We start from the raw sequence: 21,788 nt of genomic DNA, 5'->3' as shown, positions 1-21,788 counted from the left end.
GCACTGCAACGTCTCTACTCATCAGCAAAAATTGCAGTCGATGATTTTCATCCCTTGAAGTATGCAACGCCGAGTTTCTGTTACCTACATATATCTAGTTAATTGAATGCGATAACGTTCTTTTTTAGTAATCATAATCTCGCCAACTTCCAATCTTCCTTTACCGCTAACAGCAATTAAATCGCCAGACTTGACTTGATAACTTGCTTGAGTAATATCTTTCCAATTGACGCGCACATCGCCGCCATCAATTAAATCAGACATTTTGCTGCGCGACATTCCAAAACCCGCAGAAGCGATCGCATCCAATCTCAAAGAAGCTTCAACAGTAGTCGATTCCTTCTTTTTGGGTTCTCTAATTTTTAACTCACTTAAATCGATACGCTGAGTTTTTACGGGAACAGAACGCACTTGTTGCAAACTCATTTCTAAAAATTCGGCAATTTCTGGAGTAACGATCGCCTGCGCTCCCCGTTCGCCTAGTACAATCACATCGCCCGTCTTCTCGCGGACAATTCCCGTCCCCAACATCGCCCCCAAAAAGTCGCGGTGAGTTGCTGTATCAAATAGAAAGTTTCCGGCAATTTCTAGCGCCACTAACTCCACTTGATGGCGTTCTAAAGGCATTTCCGAGCGAGCGACAGCCAAGCGTTGACGTTCGGCTTGTTCGTACCCACCCCAAGCCAATAATTGCACCTCTGTCAAGCGACTAAACACCTTTTGTAGCTCTGCAAGTTCGGGGGGGGAAAGGAAATCTGTTAACACAACTTCCCACGTTTTAATAGCTTGTTCAGCGCGATCGATTACCCGCGCTATACTGTCTCGATTTTCTACACCCTTTAAAATTTCTTCTCTTGGCAACATTTAAAACTTTTAACTTAGATGAATTTTATTACTGCTCGTCGGGATCGTTATATCCTTGTAAGTTTTCTGGCTCAAATTTTCTCAAAACTCGATTAGCTTGACGAGTAACCAGATCCGATCCCTTGACAACTACTAAATATTTGCCTGCGTTCAAACGGTTGCGATAAGGAAGCGCATCGCCGCCACCTAAAGTTAAACCTACGCCACCACCAGCGAAAAAGCTGCCCATAAAGCCACCCATCGCGCCTAAAAGCGCGCCAATAGCAATGTTACCCGTTGTCCCCGCCCAAGGAAAAGTATTTAAACCAGTGAGCCAATTAAAAGCCCCACCCGCAATAAATCCAAAAGGTACTAGCCAAAAAGAGAGTAAACGCGATTGTTTTTTAGCTTCGGCGTTGGGATCGATTAAACCAAACTCATCTGCCGTTTTGTAACCTTTACCTAAAATACTAATATTTGTAAGCGGGATACCTTCTTTTTCCAAAGATACATAGGCGGCTTCGGCAGAAATGCGATCGCTCATTACGGCGATAAGATAGTTCATAAAAATGCGATCTTATTTTGTTAGTGCTTGTTTCGGCTTTGGGTTATAGTTTAACTTGCTGCGAGTATGCCCTAAACTTATAGTTATTTTAAAGATGACAAGAACAATTATTGCTGGTGTCGCTGTGACGGGGAAGTGCGATCGCACTTTTGACTTGCAAACAATAATAAAGTGAAGTCTTCACCCTCGAACCCAAGCCTAGCTAAAGTTAAAACTTATTGACCACTGTAAAAGCAAAGTATAGCGCGACTTCCTCCAGAAAAATGCCCAAAGTTCTTGTATCTGACCCCATCGACCAAGTTGGAATTGACATTCTCTCCCAAGTAGCGACGGTTGACATCAAAACCAATTTATCGCCCGAACAATTTATCCAAATCATTCCAGAGTACGACGCACTAATGATCCGCTCTGGTAGCCGGATCACCAAAGAAATTATTGATGCTGGAACTCAGCTAAAAATTATCGGACGGGCAGGCGTGGGGGTGGATAACGTCGATGTACCTGCCGCTACCCGCCGAGGCATCGTAGTTGTAAATTCCCCTGAAGGTAACACCATTGCCGCCGCCGAACACGCCCTAGCAATGATGATGGCGCTCTCTCGCTACATTCCCGATGCCAATACATCAGTAAAAAGCGGACAGTGGGATCGTAAAAGCTACGTCGGCGCAGAAGTTTACAAAAAAACTCTAGGAGTTGTTGGTTTAGGCAAAATTGGTTCTCATGTAGCCAACGTTGCTAAAGCAATGGGGATGAAACTAATTGCTTTTGATCCCTTCATTTCTAACGAACGCGCCGAACAATTAGGTTGTCGTTTGGTAGATATGGATTTACTGTTGCGAGAATCTGATTACATTACCCTACACATCCCCAAAACTCCCGAAACAACCCACCTAATTAACGCCGAAGCTTTAGCCAAGATGAAGCCCAACGCTAGAATTATTAACTGTGCTAGAGGCGGAATTATTGACGAAATTGCTCTAGCTGAAGCCTTAGAAAAGGGACTTATTGGCGGCGCAGCCATAGATGTCTACGAAACCGAACCTTTGGGAGAATCGCCCCTTCGAGCTTTGGGCAAACAAGCAATTTTAACGCCTCATTTGGGCGCATCCACCGCCGAAGCGCAAGTAAACGTAGCCATAGATGTCGCCGAGCAAATTCGGGACGTACTGCTAGGCTTACCCGCCCGTAGTGCGGTAAATATTCCCGGTATTAGCCCGGATGTAATGGAAGAACTACGACCTTATATGCAGTTAGCCGAAACTTTAGGTAAGTTTGTCGGTCAATTGGCGGGGGGTAGAGTAGAGTTGCTCAATGTCAAACTTCAAGGAGAACTCGCCACCAATAAAAGCCAACCTTTAGTAGTGGCATCGCTAAAAGGCTTGCTATCTGAAGCTTTGCGCGAACGAGTAAACTATGTAAATGCCAGCATTGAGGCAAAAGAGCGCGGAATTAGAGTTATTGAAACGCGAGATGCGGCGGTGAAAGATTATGCCGGATCTTTGTATTTAGAAGCCAAAGGTTCGTTAGGCTCTCATTCAGTTACTGGCGCATTACTAGGAGATGGCGAAATTCGGATTACAGATATTGACGAATTTCCAATAAATGTTCCCCCAACTCAACATATGTTATTTACTTTGCACCGCGATATGCCGGGACTAATTGGTAAAATTGGCTCGTTGCTAGGAAGCTTCAATGTCAACATTGCCAGTATGCAGGTAGGACGTAAAATTGTCCGGGGTGATGCGGTAATGGTGTTGAGCTTGGACGATCCTTTACCCGATGGAATTTTAGCGGAAATTATCAAAGTTCCCGGAATTAGAGATGCTTATACGGTCACTTTATAATGTTGCTAATTTATGGCAAATAGTTGGTGGGAACTACAAATTAATTGCGATCCAAGCCTGGAAGAATCAGTTTTCTGGCGCTTGGAAAAGTTTGGCTGTCAGGGGACAGCCAGTGAAAATAAGGGCGCTACCAGCTTAGTAAAGGCTTATTTGCCCAGAAATCAAGTCCAACTGCTAGATTTGGCAGCGCTGTCATTGTGGCTAAGGCAAGATGCTTTAATTGCTGAACTACCTGCGCCATCGTTGCATTGGCAATTGATGGATGAAGAAGACTGGGCTAGTAGTTGGAAAGACTACTGGCAACCAGAGGAAATCGGCGAGTATTTTTTAATTAATCCAGCTTGGATAGAAGTACCAGAAAATACAACTCGTTTAGTTCTGACTCTCGATCCGGGAATGGCTTTCGGTACAGGCAATCATGCCACAACTCAGCTATGTTTGGAATCATTGGAAATGCGGATTGATGAAGATTCCCAAGGCGAAGTTTTGGCAGACATTGGCTGCGGTTCGGGCATTCTTTCTATTGGTGCGTTGCTACTTGGTGCTAGTAAAGTTTATGCCGTAGATACGGATTTATTAGCTGTAGAATCTACTACCAGCAATCGGGAGCTAAATAAAATTACAAGCGATCGCTTACTTGTAGATAAAGGTAGTGTAGAGCAAGTGCGAAAGCTACTCCACAACGAACAAGTAGACGGCATTATGTGCAATATTTTGGCAGAAGTAATTATTCGCCTAATTCCCGAACTAAGCGCGATTTGTAAGCCGACAACTTGGGGGATATTTAGTGGTGTATTACTCGACCAAGCGGCAGATGTAGCCGATGCTTTAGAGCATAATGGCTGGGTTGTGGCGACTATCTGGCGGCGCAAAGAATGGTGTTGCTTTAATGTTCGCCGCTCTTAAAGCTAGACTTGGGGCGGATTTGCCCCATAGTAGTAATTAGAGAATAGGTTAGGGCGAAGTCTAACTTACAATAGCTGGGGTAGTGTCTTTAAACTAGCAATGAGTCAAGATAAAATAATAGTTTTGAGAGCATTTACAACCCCTGCCCTATGACTATTGCTGCTTTAAGCTGGACAGAACTAGAAGCCCTCACTAATTTTGAAATCGATACCGTCAATGGTGCAACCAATGCTCAAGCTCAGTTGCGTCTGTTTGGTGGTAGCGAGTCCCAAGTGCGGGTGACACTATACAGAGACAATCACGCCTGGTGTCCTTATTGTCAGAAAATTTGGCTGTGGCTAGAGGAAAAACAAATTCCCTATCGCATCGAAAAAGTAACTATGTTCTGCTACGGGGAAAAAGAAAGCTGGTACAAGCGCAAAGTACCTTCAGGAATGCTACCCGCCATTGAGCTAGATGGTCGCATTATTACTGAAAGCGATGATATTTTAATTGCCTTGGAGCAAGTTTACGAACCCTTGGGACTAAGTATGTTGCATCCCAAAGTCCTACCACTAAGGCAACTGGAGCGACGGTTGTTTAGAGAATGGTGTAGTTGGTTATGCTATCCCTCTTCGGCTCGAAAAGACCAAGAAAACCGCGAGCGATTTATAAATATGGTGGCAAAAGTCGAAACAGCGATCGCGGCTACGCCAAGTCCTTATTTTCTAGAGGAGTTTGGGACAGTGGATGTAATTTTTACTCCCTATATCGAACGTATGAATGCTAGTTTGTATTACTACAAAGGTTACTCCCTACGCGAAGAACATCCCCGTTTATCTGACTGGTTTACAGCCATGGAAACTAGACCAACTTACCGAGGTACTCAAAGCGATTTTCATACTCATGCCCATGACTTGCCGCCCCAAATGGGAGGATGCTTTGCTAATGGCGAACCGCAAAACCTGATTAACCAGCAAAGAGTTGATTGTGGCCCTTGGGATGGTTTACCCGATGCAACTTACCCCGAAGAACCTACTACCTCGCGCCTAGAGGCGCTTTATCGGGTAATGAAGCATCGCGCCAATATTATTCGCGTCAATCCCTCTGATGACGCATTGATAGATACGGCTTTGCGATGTACTCTGACTCATCTGATGACTCACCAAGCTTGTCCGCCGCCGCCGGGATCGGATAAGGCTTTGCGATACTTGCGCGATCGCATTAATGTCCCGCGAGATATGTCAATCTATGCAGCTAGACGGCTTAGAGAATCTTTAGAAATAACTGCCGCCTTAGCAGGTAAAGAACAAGGTACTCCTATTGAAACTAAGCATCGGCGCGACCAAAATCCGGCGAACTTTGTCAAACTTTAACTAAGCCTTTTGCCCTCTCCCTTTCTTTAAAATATTGGTTAGGAAAATCAGGGCAAAATTCACAAAATTGGTAGCTAATTGTTTAGCTATCAAAAATCACTAAAAAAATAAATTCCTTTCCATCAAGCGGCAGGCAATAGTCAAAAATCTAAGTTGTAATAGAGCAATACAAAGCAGTAAATCATGAATCCCGAAGAAGCAAGATTACAAGCCGATCGCGATCGCACGGGCTACTGGAAACGCTGGGGATCTTACCTAGCCGATCGCCAATGGGGTACGGTCAGAGAAGATTATAGTCCTGATGGGGCGGCTTGGGATTATTTTCCTCACGAGCAAGCCCGATCTCGCGCTTACCGTTGGGGAGAAGATGGGATTGCGGGTATTTCTGACAATCACCAAAGATTGTGTTTGGCGATCGCTTTATGGAATGGTGAAGATCCAATTATTAAAGAAAGATTCTTTGGCTTGTCAGGTAATGAAGGCAATCATGGCGAAGATGTCAAGGAATATTATTTTTATTTAGACAACACTCCCACTCATTCTTATATGAAGTGTTTGTATAAATACCCGCAGGCTGCTTTTCCCTATCAAAAATTAGTGGAAACAAACAAACAGCGCGATCGCACTAATCCAGAATTTGAATTAATCGATACTGGTATATTTGACGGCGATCGCTATTTTGATGTATTGGTCGAATATGCCAAAAATTCCCCCGAAGATATATTAATGCAAATTAGTATTACCAACCGAGGAACTGAAGAAAAGCCCATACATCTATTACCTACGCTTTGGTTTAGAAACTATTGGACTTGGAATAGCAAAAATCCCAAGCCAATTATGAAAGTTGTTGAATCTAACAATGATTTTAGTATTATTGAAGCTGCTCATCCAACTTTAGGGGAACGCTGGTTATATTGTCACGGTAAAACTAACTTATTATTTACAGAAAATGAAACCAATAATCAAAAAATCTTTAATACACCAAACACTTCGCCTTTTGTAAAAGATGGAATTAATAATTATTTAATTCACAATAAACCTACCGTAAATCCTGATTTAACTGGTACTAAAGTGTCCGCTCATTATACTTTAATAGTTAAACCAGGCGAAACAGAAACTATCTGGTTACGTCTTAGTGATTCGCCCCAATTAAAAGCTGAAGAATTTACAAATATATTTCAAACTCGTAAAGCTGAAGCCGACGAATTTTATCAACGAGTTTCTGCTAGTAAATTATCCTCAGACGAGCGCAATATTCAACGTCAAGCTTACGCCGGAATGTTGTGGAGCAAGCAATTTTATTATTACGTTGTGGAAGATTGGTTGAAAGGCGATCCCGATACTGTACCGCCCCCAAAAGAACGTTACAACGTTAGAAATAGCGAATGGGTACATATATTTAATAATGATATTATTTCCATGCCCGATAAATGGGAATATCCCTGGTATGCAGCCTGGGATTTGGCGTTTCATGTCATCCCTCTAGCAGTTATCGATCCCGATTTTGCCAAACGTCAACTTAGCCGCTTAACAAGAGAATGGTATATGCACCCAAATGGGCAACTGCCAGCTTATGAATGGACTTTTGGCGATGTAAATCCCCCCGTTCATGCGTGGGCAACTTGGCGCACTTATCAGATAGAAAAACAAATATATGGACGAGCGGATCGGCATTTTTTAGAAAGAGTATTTCAAAAGCTACTATTAAACTTTACTTGGTGGGTGAATCGAAAAGATATAGAAGGCAAAAACATCTTTCAAGGTGGCTTTCTGGGAATGGATAATATTGGAGTATTCGATCGCAGTGCCAAGTTACCCGTAGGCGGCTATATTCAACAAGCTGATGGTACGAGTTGGATGGCAATGTATGCCTTAAATATGCTGACAATTGCCTTGGAATTAGCAATAGAAAACTCAGCTTATGAAGATATTGCTAGTAAATTTTTTGAGCATTTTCTTAGAATTGCCGAAGCAATGGATGGTATGGGCAATCACAAAGTGTCCCTATGGGATGAAACAGATGGTTTCTATTACGATGCGCTGCAATTTCAAGACGATCGCCAAGTCACAATGAAAGTACGCAGCTTAGTAGGTTTAATTCCCTTATTTGCGATCGCATCATTGGAACCGGAAACCTTAAAACAGCTTCCCAACTTCAAACGCAGAATGGATTGGTTTATCAATAATCGTCCTGACTTGAAAAGAAATGTTGCTTGTATGGAAACCCCCGGTGTGGGTGCAAGAAGACAACTTGCGATCGCCTATCCCGACAAACTCCGCCGTATTTTGCACAAAATGCTCGATGAACAGGAGTTTTTAAGTCCCTATGGAATTCGCTCAGTTTCTAAATACCACAAGTCTCATCCTTATATCCTTAATATTGATGACACCGAATACCGGGTAGATTATGAGCCAGCAGAATCAAAAACAGCTTTATTTGGTGGTAATTCCAACTGGCGCGGGCCAATCTGGTTTCCCATCAATTATCTGATCGTTGAGTCGCTGCAAAACTTTTATAACTACTTAGGTGATGATTTTTTGGTTGAGTGTCCCACAGGTTCGGGGCAAAAAATGAACTTAAAAGAAGTAGCAACGGAACTATCACGAAGGCTAAGGCAGATTTTTCTGACTAATGATACAAATCAACGTCCTTTTAATGGTGGAGTAACAAAGTTTCAAACCGATCCCCACTGGCGCGACTTAATGCTTTTCCACGAGTATTTCCACAGCGACAACGGTGCAGGATTAGGCGCAAGTCATCAAACAGGTTGGACGGGCTTAATCGCAACGTTGATTGAGCAATGCCAAGAAATAAAACATCCCCAAAAAAATTAGCTTGTTAGTCTTCATAATGCAACGAACGTAACAACATCCGCCGTAGACCCAAACAGCTTTACATTACTTCACTTAATCCTAGCTTGCTGACTCGGCTCAGAGGCAAAAAATTCGGTAAAATAGTATATCTGCACTACTGCTGAACAAACTTACAATTTTTATATACCTCCCTACTTTGAGGCGCGAATGGCAATCGAAACAACAGACACCTCTGGAAAGCAAAAAGCCCTAAACTTAGTTCTTACCCAAATCGAGCGCAGCTTTGGTAAAGGTGCAATCATGCGCCTTGGCGATGCCACCCGCATGAAAGTAGAAACAATTTCTAGCGGTGCGCTTACCCTAGATTTGGCTCTAGGCGGCGGTTTACCCAAAGGGCGGGTAATTGAAATTTATGGTCCAGAAAGTTCTGGTAAAACAACTTTAGCCCTTCATGCCTTGGCGGAAGTGCAAAGAAATGGCGGTGTTGCCGCTTTTGTTGATGCCGAACACGCTCTCGATCCTACCTACGCCGCAGCTTTGGGTGTAGACATTGCAAACTTGCTAGTTTCCCAACCAGACACCGGAGAATCAGCATTAGAAATTGTTGACCAGCTAGTGCGAAGTGCGGCGGTTGATATTGTCGTCATTGACTCTGTAGCGGCGCTAGTACCACGAGCAGAAATTGAAGGCGAGATGGGCGATGTCCATGTTGGCTTGCAAGCTCGGTTGATGAGTCAAGCTTTACGGAAAATTACTGGCAATATTGGTAAATCTGGCTGCACAGTTATCTTTTTAAACCAGTTACGGCTAAAAATTGGCGTTACCTATGGTAGCCCCGAAACAACAACGGGCGGTAATGCGCTAAAATTTTACGCTTCGGTGCGCCTAGATATTCGTCGGATTCAAACTTTGAAAAAAGGTACAGACGAGTTTGGCAACCGCGTCAAAGTTAAAGTCGCCAAAAATAAAGTTGCTCCGCCCTTTCGCATTGCTGAGTTTGACATTATTTTTGGCAAAGGTATTTCTACTTTAGGTTGCATCGTAGATTTGGCTGAAGAAACTGGAGTTATTGTGCGTAAAGGAGCTTGGTACAGCTACAACGGCGAAAATATTTCTCAAGGTCGAGATAATGCCATCAAGTACCTAGAAGAAAAACCAGAAATTGCCGAAATTGTCCAGCAACAGGTACGCCAAAAACTAGAAATGGGAGCGGTTGTTTCTGCCAACTCTGTAGCGGTAGTTAATGAAGATGATCCTGTTGATGAAGTCGATGAGCTAGATAACGAGTAGATACCATTAGAACCAAAAAATAGCGCTCCTAGTTGGGGCGCTATTTTATGTGAAACTAATTCTTATCGTTATATTTGTCTGTACTGATTAAATTGTTTTGGTAACTAGAGTTGGAGCCTCGCAAGGAGCAATCGAGTATTTGACCAAGTCTGCCAATTCTTGAAGTTGACTAATGGCTTCTGCCCCTTCCAATTTCATCAGTTCGCGATCGTCTCGCATTTCTGTCCAGGTGATTCCATAGTCGGATACCAAAAACCGGATCAGATGATCTTTATTCAAACTTACCATAAATGAGGCACTGCTCATTTGACCGCCACAGGTATAACAAGATGCTGGGTAGCCGCGACGCTCTAGTACAATAGCTAAAGCTTGTAGGTTCATTACCAGATCCTGAACAAATTGCCGGTGTTGCTGTGCTAGTCTTAGAAACACTGTTTTCCTCCAAACACCACACTTAATTGTAAACCCTTTTTTATATTTTCTTTAGATTTACTCCTAATTTAGTTGAATAAATTTGTAAAGAAACTTTGTAGGGGGTTGCTTTTATTACGCACTTACATATCGAGACTAACCGATCCCCGATAAAACTGCTAAATCTTTAATAAATAAAAATGCTGTTGCTTTTATTGGCACATAGTCAAGGTACTGATTGAGCAAGCATAATGAGTATATTTTTAATTAAAATAAGTTTCCTGTATTTCATACTTTTGATAGACCAGGGTTTCAGCCACCTTGCGGCGCTGATTATTCAAATAAACAGGAAGTATATTTCTTTTATAAATATACTTCCTACCTCTGTTTTGAGCAGAGGTACAACAAATTATCAACCCTCAACTAATCTAACCAAGGGTGCTGAGGCGGTGTGGAGTCGTTTTTGGACGCGACTTTTTGGCTTGTTGCGGGGGAGTCTTGGCTGGTGTCGCGGACTTTGCCCAGTTGCTGCGTCGTTGCTGAGAGCGTTTGGGCGGCGATCGCTTAATGTCAGAATTTACTGGTAGAGAGCTAGGCTCGTACCCGGAAACTACTTCTTTGACAAGGGTCTGATTGAGCAACTTTTCGATGCTCTCTAAATATTCATATTCCTCTTTACAGACTAAGGAAACGGCTCGCCCTTCCTTACCAGCGCGACCTGTACGACCAATACGATGTACGTAGTCTTCGGGGACGTTGGGCAATTCATAATTGACAACATAAGGTAGCCGCTCGATATCCAATCCCCTAGAAGCCACATCTGTAGCAACTAATACCCTTACCTTGCCTTGCTTAAAATCGTTTAAAGCTTTCATCCGGGCTGATTGACTTTTATTGCCATGAATTGCGGCAGTTTGTAGCCCGTCTTTAGCAAGTTGCTCGGCTAAACGACTAGCACCGTGTTTTGTGCGGGTAAAGACTAATACTTGTTTCCAGTTGTGAAAACTAATCGTGTAAGACAGCAATTCTCGTTTGCGATCGCGATCAACAAGATGAACTACCTGTTCTACTTGCTCTGAGGCGGTATTGCGGGCAGCAACTTCAATTAAGGTAGGAGAAGAAAGTAAAGTATTGGCAAGTTGCCGGATTGTGGTTGAGAAGGTGGCGGAAAACATTAATGTTTGCCGAGAGGAGGAGGGCAACTTTGCTAAAATTTTGCGGATATCGTGGATAAAACCCATGTCTAGCATTCGATCGCATTCGTCCAGCACGAGTATCTCTATTTGGGAAAGATTCAGGTTTTTTTGCTCTAAGTGATCGAGTAAACGACCGGGAGTAGCGACAACAATATCAACGCCTTGGCGCAGGGTTTGAGTTTGCGGTCTAATTGCCACCCCACCATAGATTACTGCCGAGCGCAGAGATAGGTATTTGCCATAGGTGCGGACGCTATCACCTACTTGCTGTGCTAGTTCGCGAGTAGGCAGGAGGATGAGGGCGCGAGGAGCGCGATCGCCCTTATTGGCGCTAGTGTTATTGAGCAGTTGCAGTAAAGGTAAGGTAAAACCTGCGGTTTTACCCGTTCCCGTTTGAGCGCTGGCGAAAACGTCTTTTCCTTGTAGAATAGCTGGAATTGCTTGCTTTTGAATGGGCGTTGGCTGAGTGTAGCCCTGCTCGGAAATCGCTTTAAGCAGTTCTTGCGAAAGACCGAGATGAGAAAATGTCATAGCTGCAATTGCTCCTAGTAATGCCCCTATCCAAATCAAAGGTCTGGAACCAGTCTAAGAGCAAAAAATTTGTGTGTTTAGTTGGATGGCTCGAACAAGCAAGTCCAATCCGCCAGCAACAGACCGGGATGCACTAGCAGAAATTCATCTTAACAGTAATTTTCATAAACTACCTGAGCAAGGGCAATGGTGATTTCTCTATGGGGAGAAGGCGATCCTCGCTTGCTTCCCTGGGAAGCGGTCAGTTTGATTTTGTCGCCGTTGGACAAAAGTATCAAAGGTGAGTAAGCATTAGGGCAGAAATTGGTACTTGCATCGGGTGTACCAATGGCGCGATCGCTACTTCTGCCCCACCACTCAACTAATTATTAGCAGTAGCAAGGAATGCCACCGTTAAAATTTGGTTGCTTTTGGCTATTAAGCTTAGGCGCTACCTGTAAACGCAATTTCTGGAAATTTTAATTGGGCTTCAGCAATGGGTCGCCTTCTACCTTCTTCTTGCCAGTAATTAATCACTTCGGTAGCTTGATTGAGTACGGAAACTCGATCTTGTTCGGCTATCCAGTGTTTAGCTTCCATTTCGCTTTTTAATTCTTCCCACGCATCATTGCGGGGCCAAAAAAAGTAACGAGTTAACGGGCTAGTTCCTTTTCCTACTATTTGATCTACTGCTAAAGCTACGTTTTCATCTAACCACAGCACTTTTAAAATAAACTTGGTCAAATCTTACCTCCGCTTGTTTGTATTGAACTTGCTTAAAACCGTGCGATCGCTTATTGTAACTCAATACAGATTTATCTGCCTGACTAGGTATAAATATTTTGAGTAGTGCGATCGCAATTTTTGATATTGATGGAGTAGTCCGCGATGTCGGTAATTCCTATCGTCGGGCGTTGGCGGACACGGTAGAACGCTTTACAGGTGGAGCTTATCGTCCCAGTGAATTAGATATAGACACTCTAAAATCTGTTGGGATTTGGAATAACGATTGGGAAGCGTCTCAAGAATTAATTTGCCGTTATTTTCGCTCTCAAGGACAATCAATTAAAACTAACTATCAGGAAATCGTAGCTTTTTTTCAATCTCGTTACCGAGGCGAAGATCCTGATAACTGGGATGGTTACATTTGCAACGAACCCTTATTATTGCAACCAAGTTATTTAAACGGGCTAACTAATGCTGGTATTCCTTGGGGCTTTTTTAGCGGTGCAACTCGCGCCTCTGCTAATTATGTGTTATCAAAACGTCTAGGTTTGCAATCTCCTTTACTAATTGCGATGGAAGATGCCCCTGGTAAGCCCGATCCTACGGGACTTTTTGCCGCCGTGGAGCAGTTAGAGCAAAACCTTGATAAAATGCTGCCCGTTGTGTACGTAGGGGATACAGTAGGGGATATGTATACAGTAGAAAAAGCGCGATCGCGTTTTCCTCAAAGAGCTTGGATTGGTGTAGGTATTCTTCCCCCTCATGTCCAGGTATCAGAGGAACGCCGCAGTGACTATACCAAAACTCTAATTGAGTCGGGAGCGACTAAGGTTTTTAGCAATGTTCAAGAACTTACACCCGCAGAAATTGAGCAATTAGTATTATTGTAATTTTTGGAACTTTTCTAAAGCTGCAACCATTTTTGACGGCCAACGGCGGACTTTAACCACCCAGTCTAAATCCTTATAACGCTTGTCAAGTCCAACTGCTGCAACCCAGTTACTTTCGGCTTCTCCTCGTTTTCCCTGTTCCCAATAAGCTGCCGTTAGTGCTGCTCGCATATCAGCAAAATTAGGATACTTGCGGACAATATTTCTCATATTACGGATAGCTTCATCAGTTTGACTGTTTTGATAAAGAGCGATCGCATAATTAGCTCTAGCAAAGGCAAAGTTGGGCGCTAAATCGGCAGCAGTACGGTAGTCAGAAATTGCTTTTTCCCAATTACCTAAACCTGCTTCGGCATTACCCCGATTGTTGTAAGCCATTGCGTCTTTGGGATCGAGGGACAAAATTTTGTTGTAGTCGGCGATTGCTTCATCCCACTTTCCCAAACCTTCTAAAGCTGTACCGCGATTGAGATAGGGATCTGTAGCAGTAGGTGCAAGCTCGATGGCTTTGTTGAAATCGGAAACAGCCTCAATTAATTTATTTTGACTAATACGCGCATTTCCCCGATTGCTGACGGCGGCGGGATTATCGGGAAATTGCTCGATAATTTCTGTCCAATAGGTTTCGGCGGTGGCAAAATCTCCCGTATTAGTAGCTTTAATTGCTTTTTGCGCTAGAGTGTCTAGTTGTTGCAACTGTTCGGGTGTGGGTTTATTTTGCGCCAACGCGCGATCGCTATAGCCAAATACTAGAAGTACACAAAGTAAAATAATCGAAATTAAACGCATCATAGTAAAGATAACTGTTGATTTGGAGGGGTAAAACCCAAGTGTTTGTAGGCGGCGGCGGAAGCAACCCGTCCGCGCGGAGTGCGGTTTAAGTAGCCAATTTGCATTAAATACGGCTCATAAACTTCCTCTATTGTCTGCGTATCTTCTCCGGTAGCCGCCGCCATTGTTTCTAAACCCACTGGGCCACCGTTAAACTGTTCGATCATCACGCTCAACATCTGTCTATCCGTCCAATCTAAACCGCAAGGATCGACCTGGAATAGCTCCAAAGCAACCGATGCAATGGATTGATCGATTATGCCAGCGTTTTTGACTTGGGCGTAGTCTCGCACTCGTTTTAGCAATCTATTGGCAATTCGAGGAGTCCCGCGCGATCGCCTAGCAATTTCTTCTGCGCCATCATTGGTAATAGAAGTTTGCAGTAGTTGGGCGGTGCGTAAAACAATTAGAGTTAGTTCGTCGTGGGCGTAGAACCGCAGGCGTTGAATTAAACCAAAGCGATCGCGTAAGGGTGAAGATAGCGCCCCTACCCTAGTTGTTGCCCCCACAAGCGTATATTTTGGCAATGGTAAAGAGCGAGTTTTGGCACTCGAACCTTTGCCGATAGTAATATCTAGGCGAAAGTCCTCCATAGCTGGATAAAGTATTTCCTCTGTCATTCGCGACAAGCGATGAATTTCATCAATAAATAAAACATCGCCAGGTTTAAGACTATTCAATAACCCTACAATGTCTCGTGGACGCTCTAAGGCGGGCGCACTGGTAATTTTGCAATCTACCCCCATTTCGGCAGCTAGAATCAGCGACATGGTGGTTTTTCCCAGTCCTGGGGGGCCGTATAGTAATAAGTGATCTAAGGTTTCGTTTCTCCCTAGAGCGGCTTTAATGGCAATGTTGAGAACTTCCTTTAGCTCTTTTTGCCCAATATAATCCGCAAAGCGGTGAGGGCGAATACTATCTTCTTGCGGCTCTTTTTCTTCGGCGGTAACTTCGGGTTTTAGTAATGGTTGCGATAATGGGCGATCGCGTTTTACAGTGTCAGAGCGCTGTTTATTTGGTTGGTTCGGGTCTTGTTTTGAAGAAATAATTGCCATATTGCCAGCTATTAGCCTTTTTTAGCGTGGGTAGAGTGCAATAAAAAATTCTCAATATAATTAAAATCTTTTAAAATTATTATGCTTGCCAAAAGAATTTTACCTTGCTTAGATGTCAATGCCGGACGAGTAGTTAAAGGTGTTAATTTTGTTAATTTAATCGATGCTGGCGATCCGGTGGAACTTGCCAAGGTTTATAACGAGGCTGGGGCGGATGAATTGGTATTTTTGGATATTACAGCAACCCATGAAGATCGAGACACAATTATTGATGTTGTGTACCGGACTGCGGAGCAAGTTTTTATCCCCCTAACTGTTGGTGGTGGTATTCAATCATTAGAACATATTAAAAATTTGTTAAGGGCAGGGGCAGATAAAGTTAGTATCAATTCCGCCGCCGTGCGCCAACCAGACTTAATTAACCGCGCCAGCGATCGCTTTGGCAATCAATGTATCGTTGTTGCTATTGATGCTAGGCGTAGGCAAGATCCCACAAATCCCGGCTGGGATGTGTACGTGCGCGGCGGACGAGAAAATACAGGGTTAGATGCTTTAACTTGGGCAAAAGAACTCGAACAGCGCGGTGCTGGGGAGCTATTGGTTACAAGTATGGATGCGGATGGTACGCAAGCTGGGTATGATTTAGAACTAACAAAAAAAGTCGCATCTTCGGTACAAATTCCCGTTATAGCTTCTGGTGGTGCGGGCAACTGCGAACACATTTATGAGGCATTAACCGAAGGTAAGGCAGAGGCGGCGCTATTAGCTTCATTGTTACATTACGGACATCTTAGCGTCTCTCAAATCAAAAATTACTTGCGCGATCGCTCTTGTCTTGTCCGCAACCCTTGACAAAATCTCCCTTCCTGCTGATTTTTTGTACTTATGTTAAGATGTACTAATAAAATTTAAACTTCTTAATATATGCTCGTTTCTATATTAGTTTTTGATGTGGCGCTGGTGGCTTGGTCGCTGCACCTCATGGATGCGGCGGTGCAGAAGCGAGAATTTTCCTTAATGTTGGCAGGAACTTTAGTGGCTTTTTCGGCAGCAGCAATGTTAGTAGTTTATTTTCTTATGCACAACTGTCTTAATTATTTACTGAAGATTTCTTAATTAATTTATAAACTTTTATCAATAAGCTTGACAAGTAAACAACTATTAAGAGATGCTAACAAAGCACTGTGACTAAGTAGAACTTAGTTATTAGCACGTCATCATCCTCTAGAGTGTGGACAATGGGTTCTAAGAGGTGCTAGAAAAAAGACAGTGTAATGATTCGGGGGATTAGCTCATTTGGTAGAGCGCTTCCATGGCATGGAAGAGGTATGGGGTTCGACTCCCCAATTCTCCATTATTTTCAGGCTAACTTAATAATTGCTCAAAACACTAACAGAGTGAGAATAAGCCGCTTTGATCAAAGCATCAACTGATTCATTGGTTGTATCAAACGCAGTTACTAGCCTTACCATTGTTGAATGCTCTCCTTCCCAACGGTAAAACTTAAAACCATCGGCTATTAGTCCCGCAATAACAGTTTCGGGTAGCTGAATAAATACTTCGTTTGCGTCTACCGGATAACAAAGTTCTACTCCTGGTAATTTAGTAAGTCCCATTGCTAGTTTCTTTGCCATTAGGTTTGCGTGAGCGGCATTTTTTAGCCACAAATCGTTAGTTATATATGCCTCTAACTGTGCTGACAAAAATCGCATTTTTGAAAACAAGTGTCCGCTACGTTTACGGCGATAGTCAAAGGTTTGAGCTAAATCGCGGTTGAAAAATATTACAGCTTCCGCCGCCATAGCGCCATTTTTAGTCGCGCCAAAACACAATACATCTACACCACAACGCCAAGTGATATCGGCGGGAGAACAACCTAAAGTTGCTACCGCATTAGCAAATCGCGCTCCATCCATATGCAGGCTAAGGTGATGAGTACGAGCAACTTCAGCAATTTGTTGAACTTCAGATTTGCTGTAAACTGTACCCGCTTCTGTTGCTTGGGTAATACTAATAGCCGCAGGTTGGACGTGATGGACAACACCAATGCCTGAAAGTGCGATCGCATTTTGCAATTCTTGTGCAGATAATTTACCATTATTGCCAGGAAGTGTAAGTAATTTTGCCCCACCTGTATAAAACTCTGGCGCACCGCATTCATCGACATTTATATGTGCGGACGAATGACAATAAATTGCTCCAAAAGGTGGAACTAGCACAGATAAAGCTAAAGCATTAGCCGCCGTTCCGGTAACTACAGGAAAAACTGTAACATCCGTCTCAAATAATTCCGCAAACTTGGTTTGTAGCCTTTTGGTACATTCATCTTCGCCATAAGGCATAGCTGCACCTTGGTTTACTTTAGCTAAAGCGGTTAATATTTCTGGCGATATTCCCGTTACATTATCACTACAAAAATTCATGCTTATATTAATAATTAAAATTGTTAGTTTAAAAACACGAATAGATCATTAGCCATAGTAGCTAGGAGCATTCCCAGGCTTCCACTTAATATTGCAACCCACACTTGGTTTTTGTTCTCCATCAACAGCTTTTCCTGCCAAAACTGCCTCAATGGCTGCGCGTAAATCTTTACCATTAACAGGTTTGCCATTGCTGGGTCTACTATCATCAAGTTGTCCGCGATAAACTAGCTGTTGATTAGCGTCAAATAAAAAAAAGTCCGGTGTACAAGCTGCGGTGTAAGCTTTGGCTATTTCCTGACTCTCGTCATAGCAAATAGGAAAAGTTAAGCTAAGTTCTTGCGCCATAGCTTGCAAGTATTCCGGCGCATCGTCTGGGTGATTGCTGACATCATTAGAACTAATAGCAATAACCCCCAAATTACTATTAGCATAATCGCTGCTAAGTTGCGCTAATTGAGTCTTAATATGCTTGACAAAGGGGCAATGTTGACAAATAAACATGACTAAAATTGCCTGTTTTTTTGTATAGTCAGTTAACGAAATTAATTGACCAGATAATACATCGGGTAATTTAAAGACTGGCGCTTTAGTACCTAATAACAACATAGTTGAAGTAGTCAAAGCCATGATATTTTTTCCCTTTGAATTTACTTAATATTAGCGGTGCTTGTTTATTTACTAATTTTAATAGATAAATTCTTGGAACCTTTATCACAGGTTTAGCATCTTTTTACAAAACTGCTAGACAGTCAGGTGATAATTAGTGATTGAGTTAACTAAATTCATGTAACTATTTACACTTTTTGTATTTATTGGTGTAGGAGACTTCGCACGTAGAATGAATGAATTTTCTGCTAGTAATGCAAGTAAATCGGTTGTTGAGTGGAGTAAGCTTCAGCAAATAGCTATGATTGGGGGAGAAATTTTAGTCAAAACGCGATCGCACTCTGATTGGGGCGGGGCGGTAACAGCTACAATGTACTTACCTTTGGTGCGATCGCACGTTTGGCAACAAGTCACAGATTACCCTCGTTGGGTGCAGTATTTTCCTGATGTGACTAAAAGCGAAGTTTTGCACCGAGGGGAAGCCAAGCGCTTATATCAAGCGGCGAAAAAAGCCTTTTTGTTTTTTACGGCGCAAGTAGAAGTTTACTTAAATGTGATTGAAGTAGTGCAGCAGCAAATTCAGTTTCGTTTAGAAACTGGTACTTTTATCGATTTTGCTGCCGATTTGAGCTTGCAAGATTGTCAAGATGGAACTCTGCTTACTTACGCTGTGCAAGCAACCCCAAATATTCCCATCCCAACAATGTTTATACAGCAAGCGATGCAGCTAGAATTACCTGCAAATATGCGAACAATGCGCCAGGTGATTTGTGGATTGTAGAGACGTTGCAGTTCAACGTCTCTACATCTATGACGCTCCAGGTTGGGTTGTAACTAATTGCGATGGCAATCGTTTAAAAGCAATCCGTTCATTTTCGACATCTACAAAAATAGTATCGCCGTCGTGAAACTCGCCGCGCAAGATGGCTTTAGCAATTTGAGTTTCTAGCTCTTTTTGAATTGCACGTTTGAGCGGACGCGCACCAAATACGGGATCGTAGCCTACCTCTGCCAAAAAGTCTAAAGCAGAATCAGAGAGTTTTAACGATATTTTGCGATCGCTCAACCTATCTGCTAGTCTCACTACTTGCAACTGAACAATTTGCCGCAACTCATTTTTTTGCAAGGCGTGGAAGATAATTGTTTCATCAATCCGGTTGAGAAATTCAGGACGGAAACTACCGCGCATTGCTTCCATTACCCGCCGATACATCTCATCATACTGAGAATCATCGCCAGCCAAATCGAGAATGTACTGCGAACCGATATTGCTAGTCATGATAATAATGGAGTTTTTGAAGTCCACCGTATGACCTTGAGCATCAGTAACGCGCCCATCATCGAGAATTTGCAGCATGATGTTAAATACATCGGGGTGCGCTTTCTCAATTTCATCAAACAAAATCACGGCGTAAGGACGGCGGCGCAGCGCTTCCGTTAGTTGTCCCCCTTCGTCGTAACCTACGTACCCTGGAGGCGCACCAATCAGCCTAGAAACAGCGTGTTTCTCCATGTATTCCGACATATCAATCCGAACTAGCGCTTCTTCGGTATCGAATAAGTAGGCAGCTATTGCTTTAGCTAGTTCTGTTTTACCTACTCCGGTGGGACCAAGGAAAATGAAACTAGCGGTAGGACGGTTAGGATCGGCAAGTCCAGCGCGCGATCGCTGAATAGCATCAGCAACGGCGGTAACGGCTTCATTTTGACCGATAACGCGGTTATGTAACTCGTCTTCTAATTGCAGCAACTTGTCTTTTTCCGATTCCACTAACTTGCTAATCGGTATACCCGTCCACTTAGAAATAACTTCGGCGATATCAGACTCGGTTACTTCTTCTCGTAGTAAAGATTGACCGCTTGTTTGCGCTTGACTAAGCTCTGCTTCGGCTTCTTTTAGCTGCTTTTGCAATTCGGTTAGTTTGCCGTATTTTAGCTCGGCGGCTTTGTTGAGATCGTAGTCTCTCTCGGCTTGCTGAACTTCGACGTTAACGCGATCGCTATCTTCTTTAATTTTCTGAATTTTTGAAATTACATCCTTTTCCGATTGCCATTGAGCGCTCATTGCTCTTTGATCTTCCTTAAGATCGGCAAGTTCTCTTTCAATTCTTTCTAACCTTTCTCTAGAAGCTGCGTTTGTTTCTTTTTGCAGCGACAACCGTTCCATTTCTAGCTGTAAAACCTTGCGATCGATTTCGTCTAATTCTTCTGGTTTAGACGTAATCTCCATCTTCAGCTTGGCGGCGGCTTCGTCTACTAGATCAATTGCTTTATCTGGCAAAAAGCGATCGCTTATATAACGATTGGACAGCATAGCAGCAGCAACTAAAGCACTATCAGAGATTTTTACCCCATGATGAACTTCGTAACGTTCCTTCAAACCGCGCAAAATTGACACCGTATCTTCAACATTTGGCTGCTCAATATACACCTGCTGAAAGCGTCTTTCTAAAGCCGCATCTTTTTCAATGTACTTGCGGTACTCGTCTAGAGTTGTCGCACCAATACACCGCAATTCTCCCCGCGCCAACATGGGTTTAAGTAAGTTTCCCGCATCCATCGCGCCTTGACTTGCACCCGCACCAACTACCGTATGGATTTCGTCAATAAATAGAATAATATTGCCGCGCGAATTGGTAACTTCTTTGAGTACAGCTTTTAAACGCTCCTCAAATTCTCCCCGAAATTTAGCACCAGCAATCAACGAACCCATATCTAAACTAATGAGTTTGCGGTCAGTGAGAGATTGAGGTACATCACCTGCGACAATTCTTTGTGCTAATCCTTCAGCGATCGCAGTTTTTCCTACACCAGGTTCGCCAATCAGTACAGGATTATTTTTAGTTCGACGGGACAAAATTTGAATTGTGCGGCGAATTTCGTCATCGCGTCCAATTACGGGGTCAAGTTTGCCTTGTTTTGCGGCTTCGGTAAGGTCGCGTCCGTATTTTTCCAGTGCTTCGTATTTGCCTTCTGGACTTTGATCGGTCACTTTTTGACTCCCACGAATATCTTTAATAATGTTTTTAAGCTTAGTTTCATCCAAGCCGAATTCTTTAATTAAGCTTTTGCCAAAGCGCTCATCTTTGACGTAACCCAATATTAGATGTTCTATAGAAATAAATTCATCGCTAAATTCTTTGCGGTAAGTGTCAGCGCGATCTAGTAGCGTGTCTAGGCTGCGTCCTACATATACGTTATCGCTCCCCGACACTTTGGGTTGCTTTTGAATAAATTGGTCAGTGCGATCGCGCAGTTTTTGGATATTTGCTCCTGCTTTCGTCCAAATACTGTTAGCTAAACCGTCTTGCTCTAAAAGAGCCTTCATTAAGTGTTCGCTTTCTATCTGTTGTTGGCTATGAGCTTTAACTATATCGGGAGTATGGGCGATCGCTTCCCAGGATTTTTCTGTAAATTGGTTAGGATTGGTTGGTTGCATAGATTTTATGAACCGCCTTAGCATAAATAGTTCTTTATAAGCTCATTGTAGAAACAGATAAGTTTTTGGTGGATCGGACTT

Annotated in this window: 19 protein-coding genes and 1 tRNA gene; 10 read left to right on the top strand and 10 right to left on the bottom strand. The window is 43.1% G+C overall.

What is annotated here, in order from left to right; genetic code table 11:
• Positions 1 to 84: 84 nt before the first annotated feature.
• Together SYN7509_RS0217750 and SYN7509_RS0217745 are read right to left on the bottom strand one after the other, a co-directional pair.
• A complete protein-coding gene (locus SYN7509_RS0217750; protein ID WP_009633473.1) occupies positions 85 to 864 on the bottom strand; it encodes a photosystem II S4 domain protein in 780 nt (259 codons plus the stop codon).
• Positions 865 to 892: 28 nt separating this feature from the next.
• Positions 893 to 1,408 (bottom strand): hypothetical protein, encoded by a 516-nt coding sequence (locus SYN7509_RS0217745; protein WP_009633472.1) that lies wholly within the window; start codon positions 1,406 to 1,408, stop codon positions 893 to 895.
• Positions 1,409 to 1,671: 263 nt separating this feature from the next.
• On the opposite strand from SYN7509_RS0217745, the gene serA reads away from it, so the two are divergent.
• From serA to recA, 5 genes are all read left to right on the top strand, one after another.
• Positions 1,672 to 3,252 carry a phosphoglycerate dehydrogenase gene (gene serA, locus SYN7509_RS0217740; RefSeq protein ID WP_009633471.1) on the top strand — a complete coding sequence of 527 codons (1,581 nt, stop codon included), beginning with the start codon at positions 1,672 to 1,674 and terminating at the stop codon, positions 3,250 to 3,252.
• Between the two features lie 12 nt (positions 3,253 to 3,264).
• Entirely contained in the window at positions 3,265 to 4,158 is an 894-nt protein-coding gene (prmA, locus tag SYN7509_RS0217735; protein WP_009633470.1) for a 50S ribosomal protein L11 methyltransferase, read from the top strand.
• Between the two features lie 149 nt (positions 4,159 to 4,307).
• Entirely contained in the window at positions 4,308 to 5,513 is a 1,206-nt protein-coding gene (locus tag SYN7509_RS0217730) for a glutathione S-transferase family protein (protein ID WP_009633469.1), read from the top strand.
• 183 nt (positions 5,514 to 5,696) lie between these two features.
• Entirely contained in the window at positions 5,697 to 8,348 is a 2,652-nt protein-coding gene (locus SYN7509_RS0217725; protein ID WP_009633468.1) for an MGH1-like glycoside hydrolase domain-containing protein, read from the top strand.
• A gap of 186 nt (positions 8,349 to 8,534) precedes the next feature.
• Positions 8,535 to 9,617 (top strand): recombinase RecA, encoded by a 1,083-nt coding sequence (gene recA, locus SYN7509_RS0217720; protein WP_009633467.1) that lies wholly within the window; start codon positions 8,535 to 8,537, stop codon positions 9,615 to 9,617.
• An 87-nt stretch (positions 9,618 to 9,704) separates the two neighbouring features.
• Here recA and SYN7509_RS0217715 read toward each other — a convergent pair whose 3' ends face one another.
• The 3 genes from SYN7509_RS0217715 to SYN7509_RS0217695 form a co-directional block, all read right to left on the bottom strand.
• Complete coding sequence (locus tag SYN7509_RS0217715; protein WP_009633466.1) at positions 9,705 to 10,049, bottom strand: DUF1815 family protein; 345 nt, start codon at positions 10,047 to 10,049, stop codon at positions 9,705 to 9,707.
• A gap of 407 nt (positions 10,050 to 10,456) precedes the next feature.
• Positions 10,457 to 11,755 (bottom strand): DEAD/DEAH box helicase, encoded by a 1,299-nt coding sequence (locus SYN7509_RS0217710; protein WP_009633465.1) that lies wholly within the window; start codon positions 11,753 to 11,755, stop codon positions 10,457 to 10,459.
• A gap of 423 nt (positions 11,756 to 12,178) precedes the next feature.
• Complete coding sequence (locus SYN7509_RS0217695; protein ID WP_009633463.1) at positions 12,179 to 12,478, bottom strand: 30S ribosomal protein PSRP-3; 300 nt, start codon at positions 12,476 to 12,478, stop codon at positions 12,179 to 12,181.
• Between the two features lie 98 nt (positions 12,479 to 12,576).
• Here SYN7509_RS0217695 and SYN7509_RS0217690 point away from each other — a divergent pair, with 98 nt between their 5' ends.
• Complete coding sequence (locus SYN7509_RS0217690) at positions 12,577 to 13,350, top strand: TIGR01548 family HAD-type hydrolase (protein ID WP_009633462.1); 774 nt, start codon at positions 12,577 to 12,579, stop codon at positions 13,348 to 13,350.
• Here SYN7509_RS0217690 and SYN7509_RS0217685 read toward each other — a convergent pair.
• Positions 13,342 to 14,142 (bottom strand): tetratricopeptide repeat protein, encoded by an 801-nt coding sequence (locus tag SYN7509_RS0217685; RefSeq protein WP_009633461.1) that lies wholly within the window; start codon positions 14,140 to 14,142, stop codon positions 13,342 to 13,344. The genes SYN7509_RS0217690 and SYN7509_RS0217685 overlap by 9 nt on opposite strands.
• Positions 14,139 to 15,236, bottom strand: coding sequence for a Holliday junction branch migration DNA helicase RuvB (gene ruvB, locus SYN7509_RS0217680; RefSeq protein ID WP_009633460.1), 1,098 nt, complete (start codon positions 15,234 to 15,236; stop codon positions 14,139 to 14,141). The genes SYN7509_RS0217685 and ruvB overlap by 4 nt, the downstream gene beginning before the upstream one ends.
• Before the next feature lie 78 nt (positions 15,237 to 15,314).
• Here ruvB and hisF point away from each other — a divergent pair, with 78 nt between their 5' ends.
• The 3 genes from hisF (at position 15,315) to SYN7509_RS0217665 (ending at position 16,590) form a co-directional block, all read left to right on the top strand.
• Complete coding sequence (gene hisF, locus SYN7509_RS0217675) at positions 15,315 to 16,088, top strand: imidazole glycerol phosphate synthase subunit HisF (RefSeq protein WP_304412706.1); 774 nt, start codon at positions 15,315 to 15,317, stop codon at positions 16,086 to 16,088.
• 72 nt (positions 16,089 to 16,160) lie between these two features.
• Entirely contained in the window at positions 16,161 to 16,352 is a 192-nt protein-coding gene (locus SYN7509_RS0217670; RefSeq protein ID WP_009633458.1) for a hypothetical protein, read from the top strand.
• Between the two features lie 165 nt (positions 16,353 to 16,517).
• Positions 16,518 to 16,590, top strand: a tRNA-Ala gene (locus SYN7509_RS0217665).
• Between the two features lie 16 nt (positions 16,591 to 16,606).
• Here SYN7509_RS0217665 and SYN7509_RS0217660 read toward each other — a convergent pair.
• Positions 16,607 to 17,659, bottom strand: coding sequence for a threonine aldolase family protein (locus SYN7509_RS0217660; RefSeq protein WP_009633457.1), 1,053 nt, complete (start codon positions 17,657 to 17,659; stop codon positions 16,607 to 16,609).
• Between the two features lie 48 nt (positions 17,660 to 17,707).
• A complete protein-coding gene (locus tag SYN7509_RS0217655) occupies positions 17,708 to 18,289 on the bottom strand; it encodes a thioredoxin family protein (RefSeq protein WP_009633456.1) in 582 nt (193 codons plus the stop codon).
• Between the two features lie 211 nt (positions 18,290 to 18,500).
• Between SYN7509_RS0217655 and SYN7509_RS0217650 the strand changes: the two genes are divergently transcribed.
• Entirely contained in the window at positions 18,501 to 19,049 is a 549-nt protein-coding gene (locus SYN7509_RS0217650) for an SRPBCC family protein (protein ID WP_009633455.1), read from the top strand.
• Positions 19,050 to 19,076: 27 nt separating this feature from the next.
• Here the strand turns inward: SYN7509_RS0217650 and clpB are convergent, their stop codons facing one another.
• Complete coding sequence (clpB, locus tag SYN7509_RS0217645; RefSeq protein WP_009633454.1) at positions 19,077 to 21,707, bottom strand: ATP-dependent chaperone ClpB; 2,631 nt, start codon at positions 21,705 to 21,707, stop codon at positions 19,077 to 19,079.
• Between the last annotated feature and the right edge of the window lie 81 nt (positions 21,708 to 21,788).

The sequence above is a fragment of the Synechocystis sp. PCC 7509 genome (assembly GCF_000332075.2).
In the GTDB taxonomy this organism is placed as follows: Bacteria; Cyanobacteriota; Cyanobacteriia; order Cyanobacteriales; family Chroococcidiopsidaceae; genus Aliterella.
Note: the sequence above shows the minus strand (reverse complement) of the source record. Positions and strands in the feature narration are given on the sequence as shown.

Bases quoted from the DNA above. Each gene is read 5' to 3' on its own strand.
- SYN7509_RS0217750 (WP_009633473.1), bottom strand. From the start codon at position 864: ATGTTGCCAAGAGAAGAAATTTTAAAGGGTGTAGAAAATCGAGACAGT.
- SYN7509_RS0217745 (WP_009633472.1), bottom strand. From the start codon at position 1,408: ATGAACTATCTTATCGCCGTAATGAGCGATCGCATTTCTGCCGAAGCC.
- serA (WP_009633471.1), top strand. From the start codon at position 1,672: ATGCCCAAAGTTCTTGTATCTGACCCCATCGACCAAGTTGGAATTGAC.
- prmA (WP_009633470.1), top strand. From the start codon at position 3,265: ATGGCAAATAGTTGGTGGGAACTACAAATTAATTGCGATCCAAGCCTG.
- SYN7509_RS0217730 (WP_009633469.1), top strand. From the start codon at position 4,308: ATGACTATTGCTGCTTTAAGCTGGACAGAACTAGAAGCCCTCACTAAT.
- SYN7509_RS0217725 (WP_009633468.1), top strand. From the start codon at position 5,697: ATGAATCCCGAAGAAGCAAGATTACAAGCCGATCGCGATCGCACGGGC.
- recA (WP_009633467.1), top strand. From the start codon at position 8,535: ATGGCAATCGAAACAACAGACACCTCTGGAAAGCAAAAAGCCCTAAAC.
- SYN7509_RS0217710 (WP_009633465.1), bottom strand. From the start codon at position 11,755: ATGACATTTTCTCATCTCGGTCTTTCGCAAGAACTGCTTAAAGCGATT.
- SYN7509_RS0217685 (WP_009633461.1), bottom strand. From the start codon at position 14,142: ATGATGCGTTTAATTTCGATTATTTTACTTTGTGTACTTCTAGTATTT.
- ruvB (WP_009633460.1), bottom strand. From the start codon at position 15,236: ATGGCAATTATTTCTTCAAAACAAGACCCGAACCAACCAAATAAACAG.
- SYN7509_RS0217670 (WP_009633458.1), top strand. From the start codon at position 16,161: ATGCTCGTTTCTATATTAGTTTTTGATGTGGCGCTGGTGGCTTGGTCG.
- SYN7509_RS0217660 (WP_009633457.1), bottom strand. From the start codon at position 17,659: ATGAATTTTTGTAGTGATAATGTAACGGGAATATCGCCAGAAATATTA.
- SYN7509_RS0217655 (WP_009633456.1), bottom strand. From the start codon at position 18,289: ATGGCTTTGACTACTTCAACTATGTTGTTATTAGGTACTAAAGCGCCA.
- SYN7509_RS0217650 (WP_009633455.1), top strand. From the start codon at position 18,501: ATGAATGAATTTTCTGCTAGTAATGCAAGTAAATCGGTTGTTGAGTGG.
- clpB (WP_009633454.1), bottom strand. From the start codon at position 21,707: ATGCAACCAACCAATCCTAACCAATTTACAGAAAAATCCTGGGAAGCG.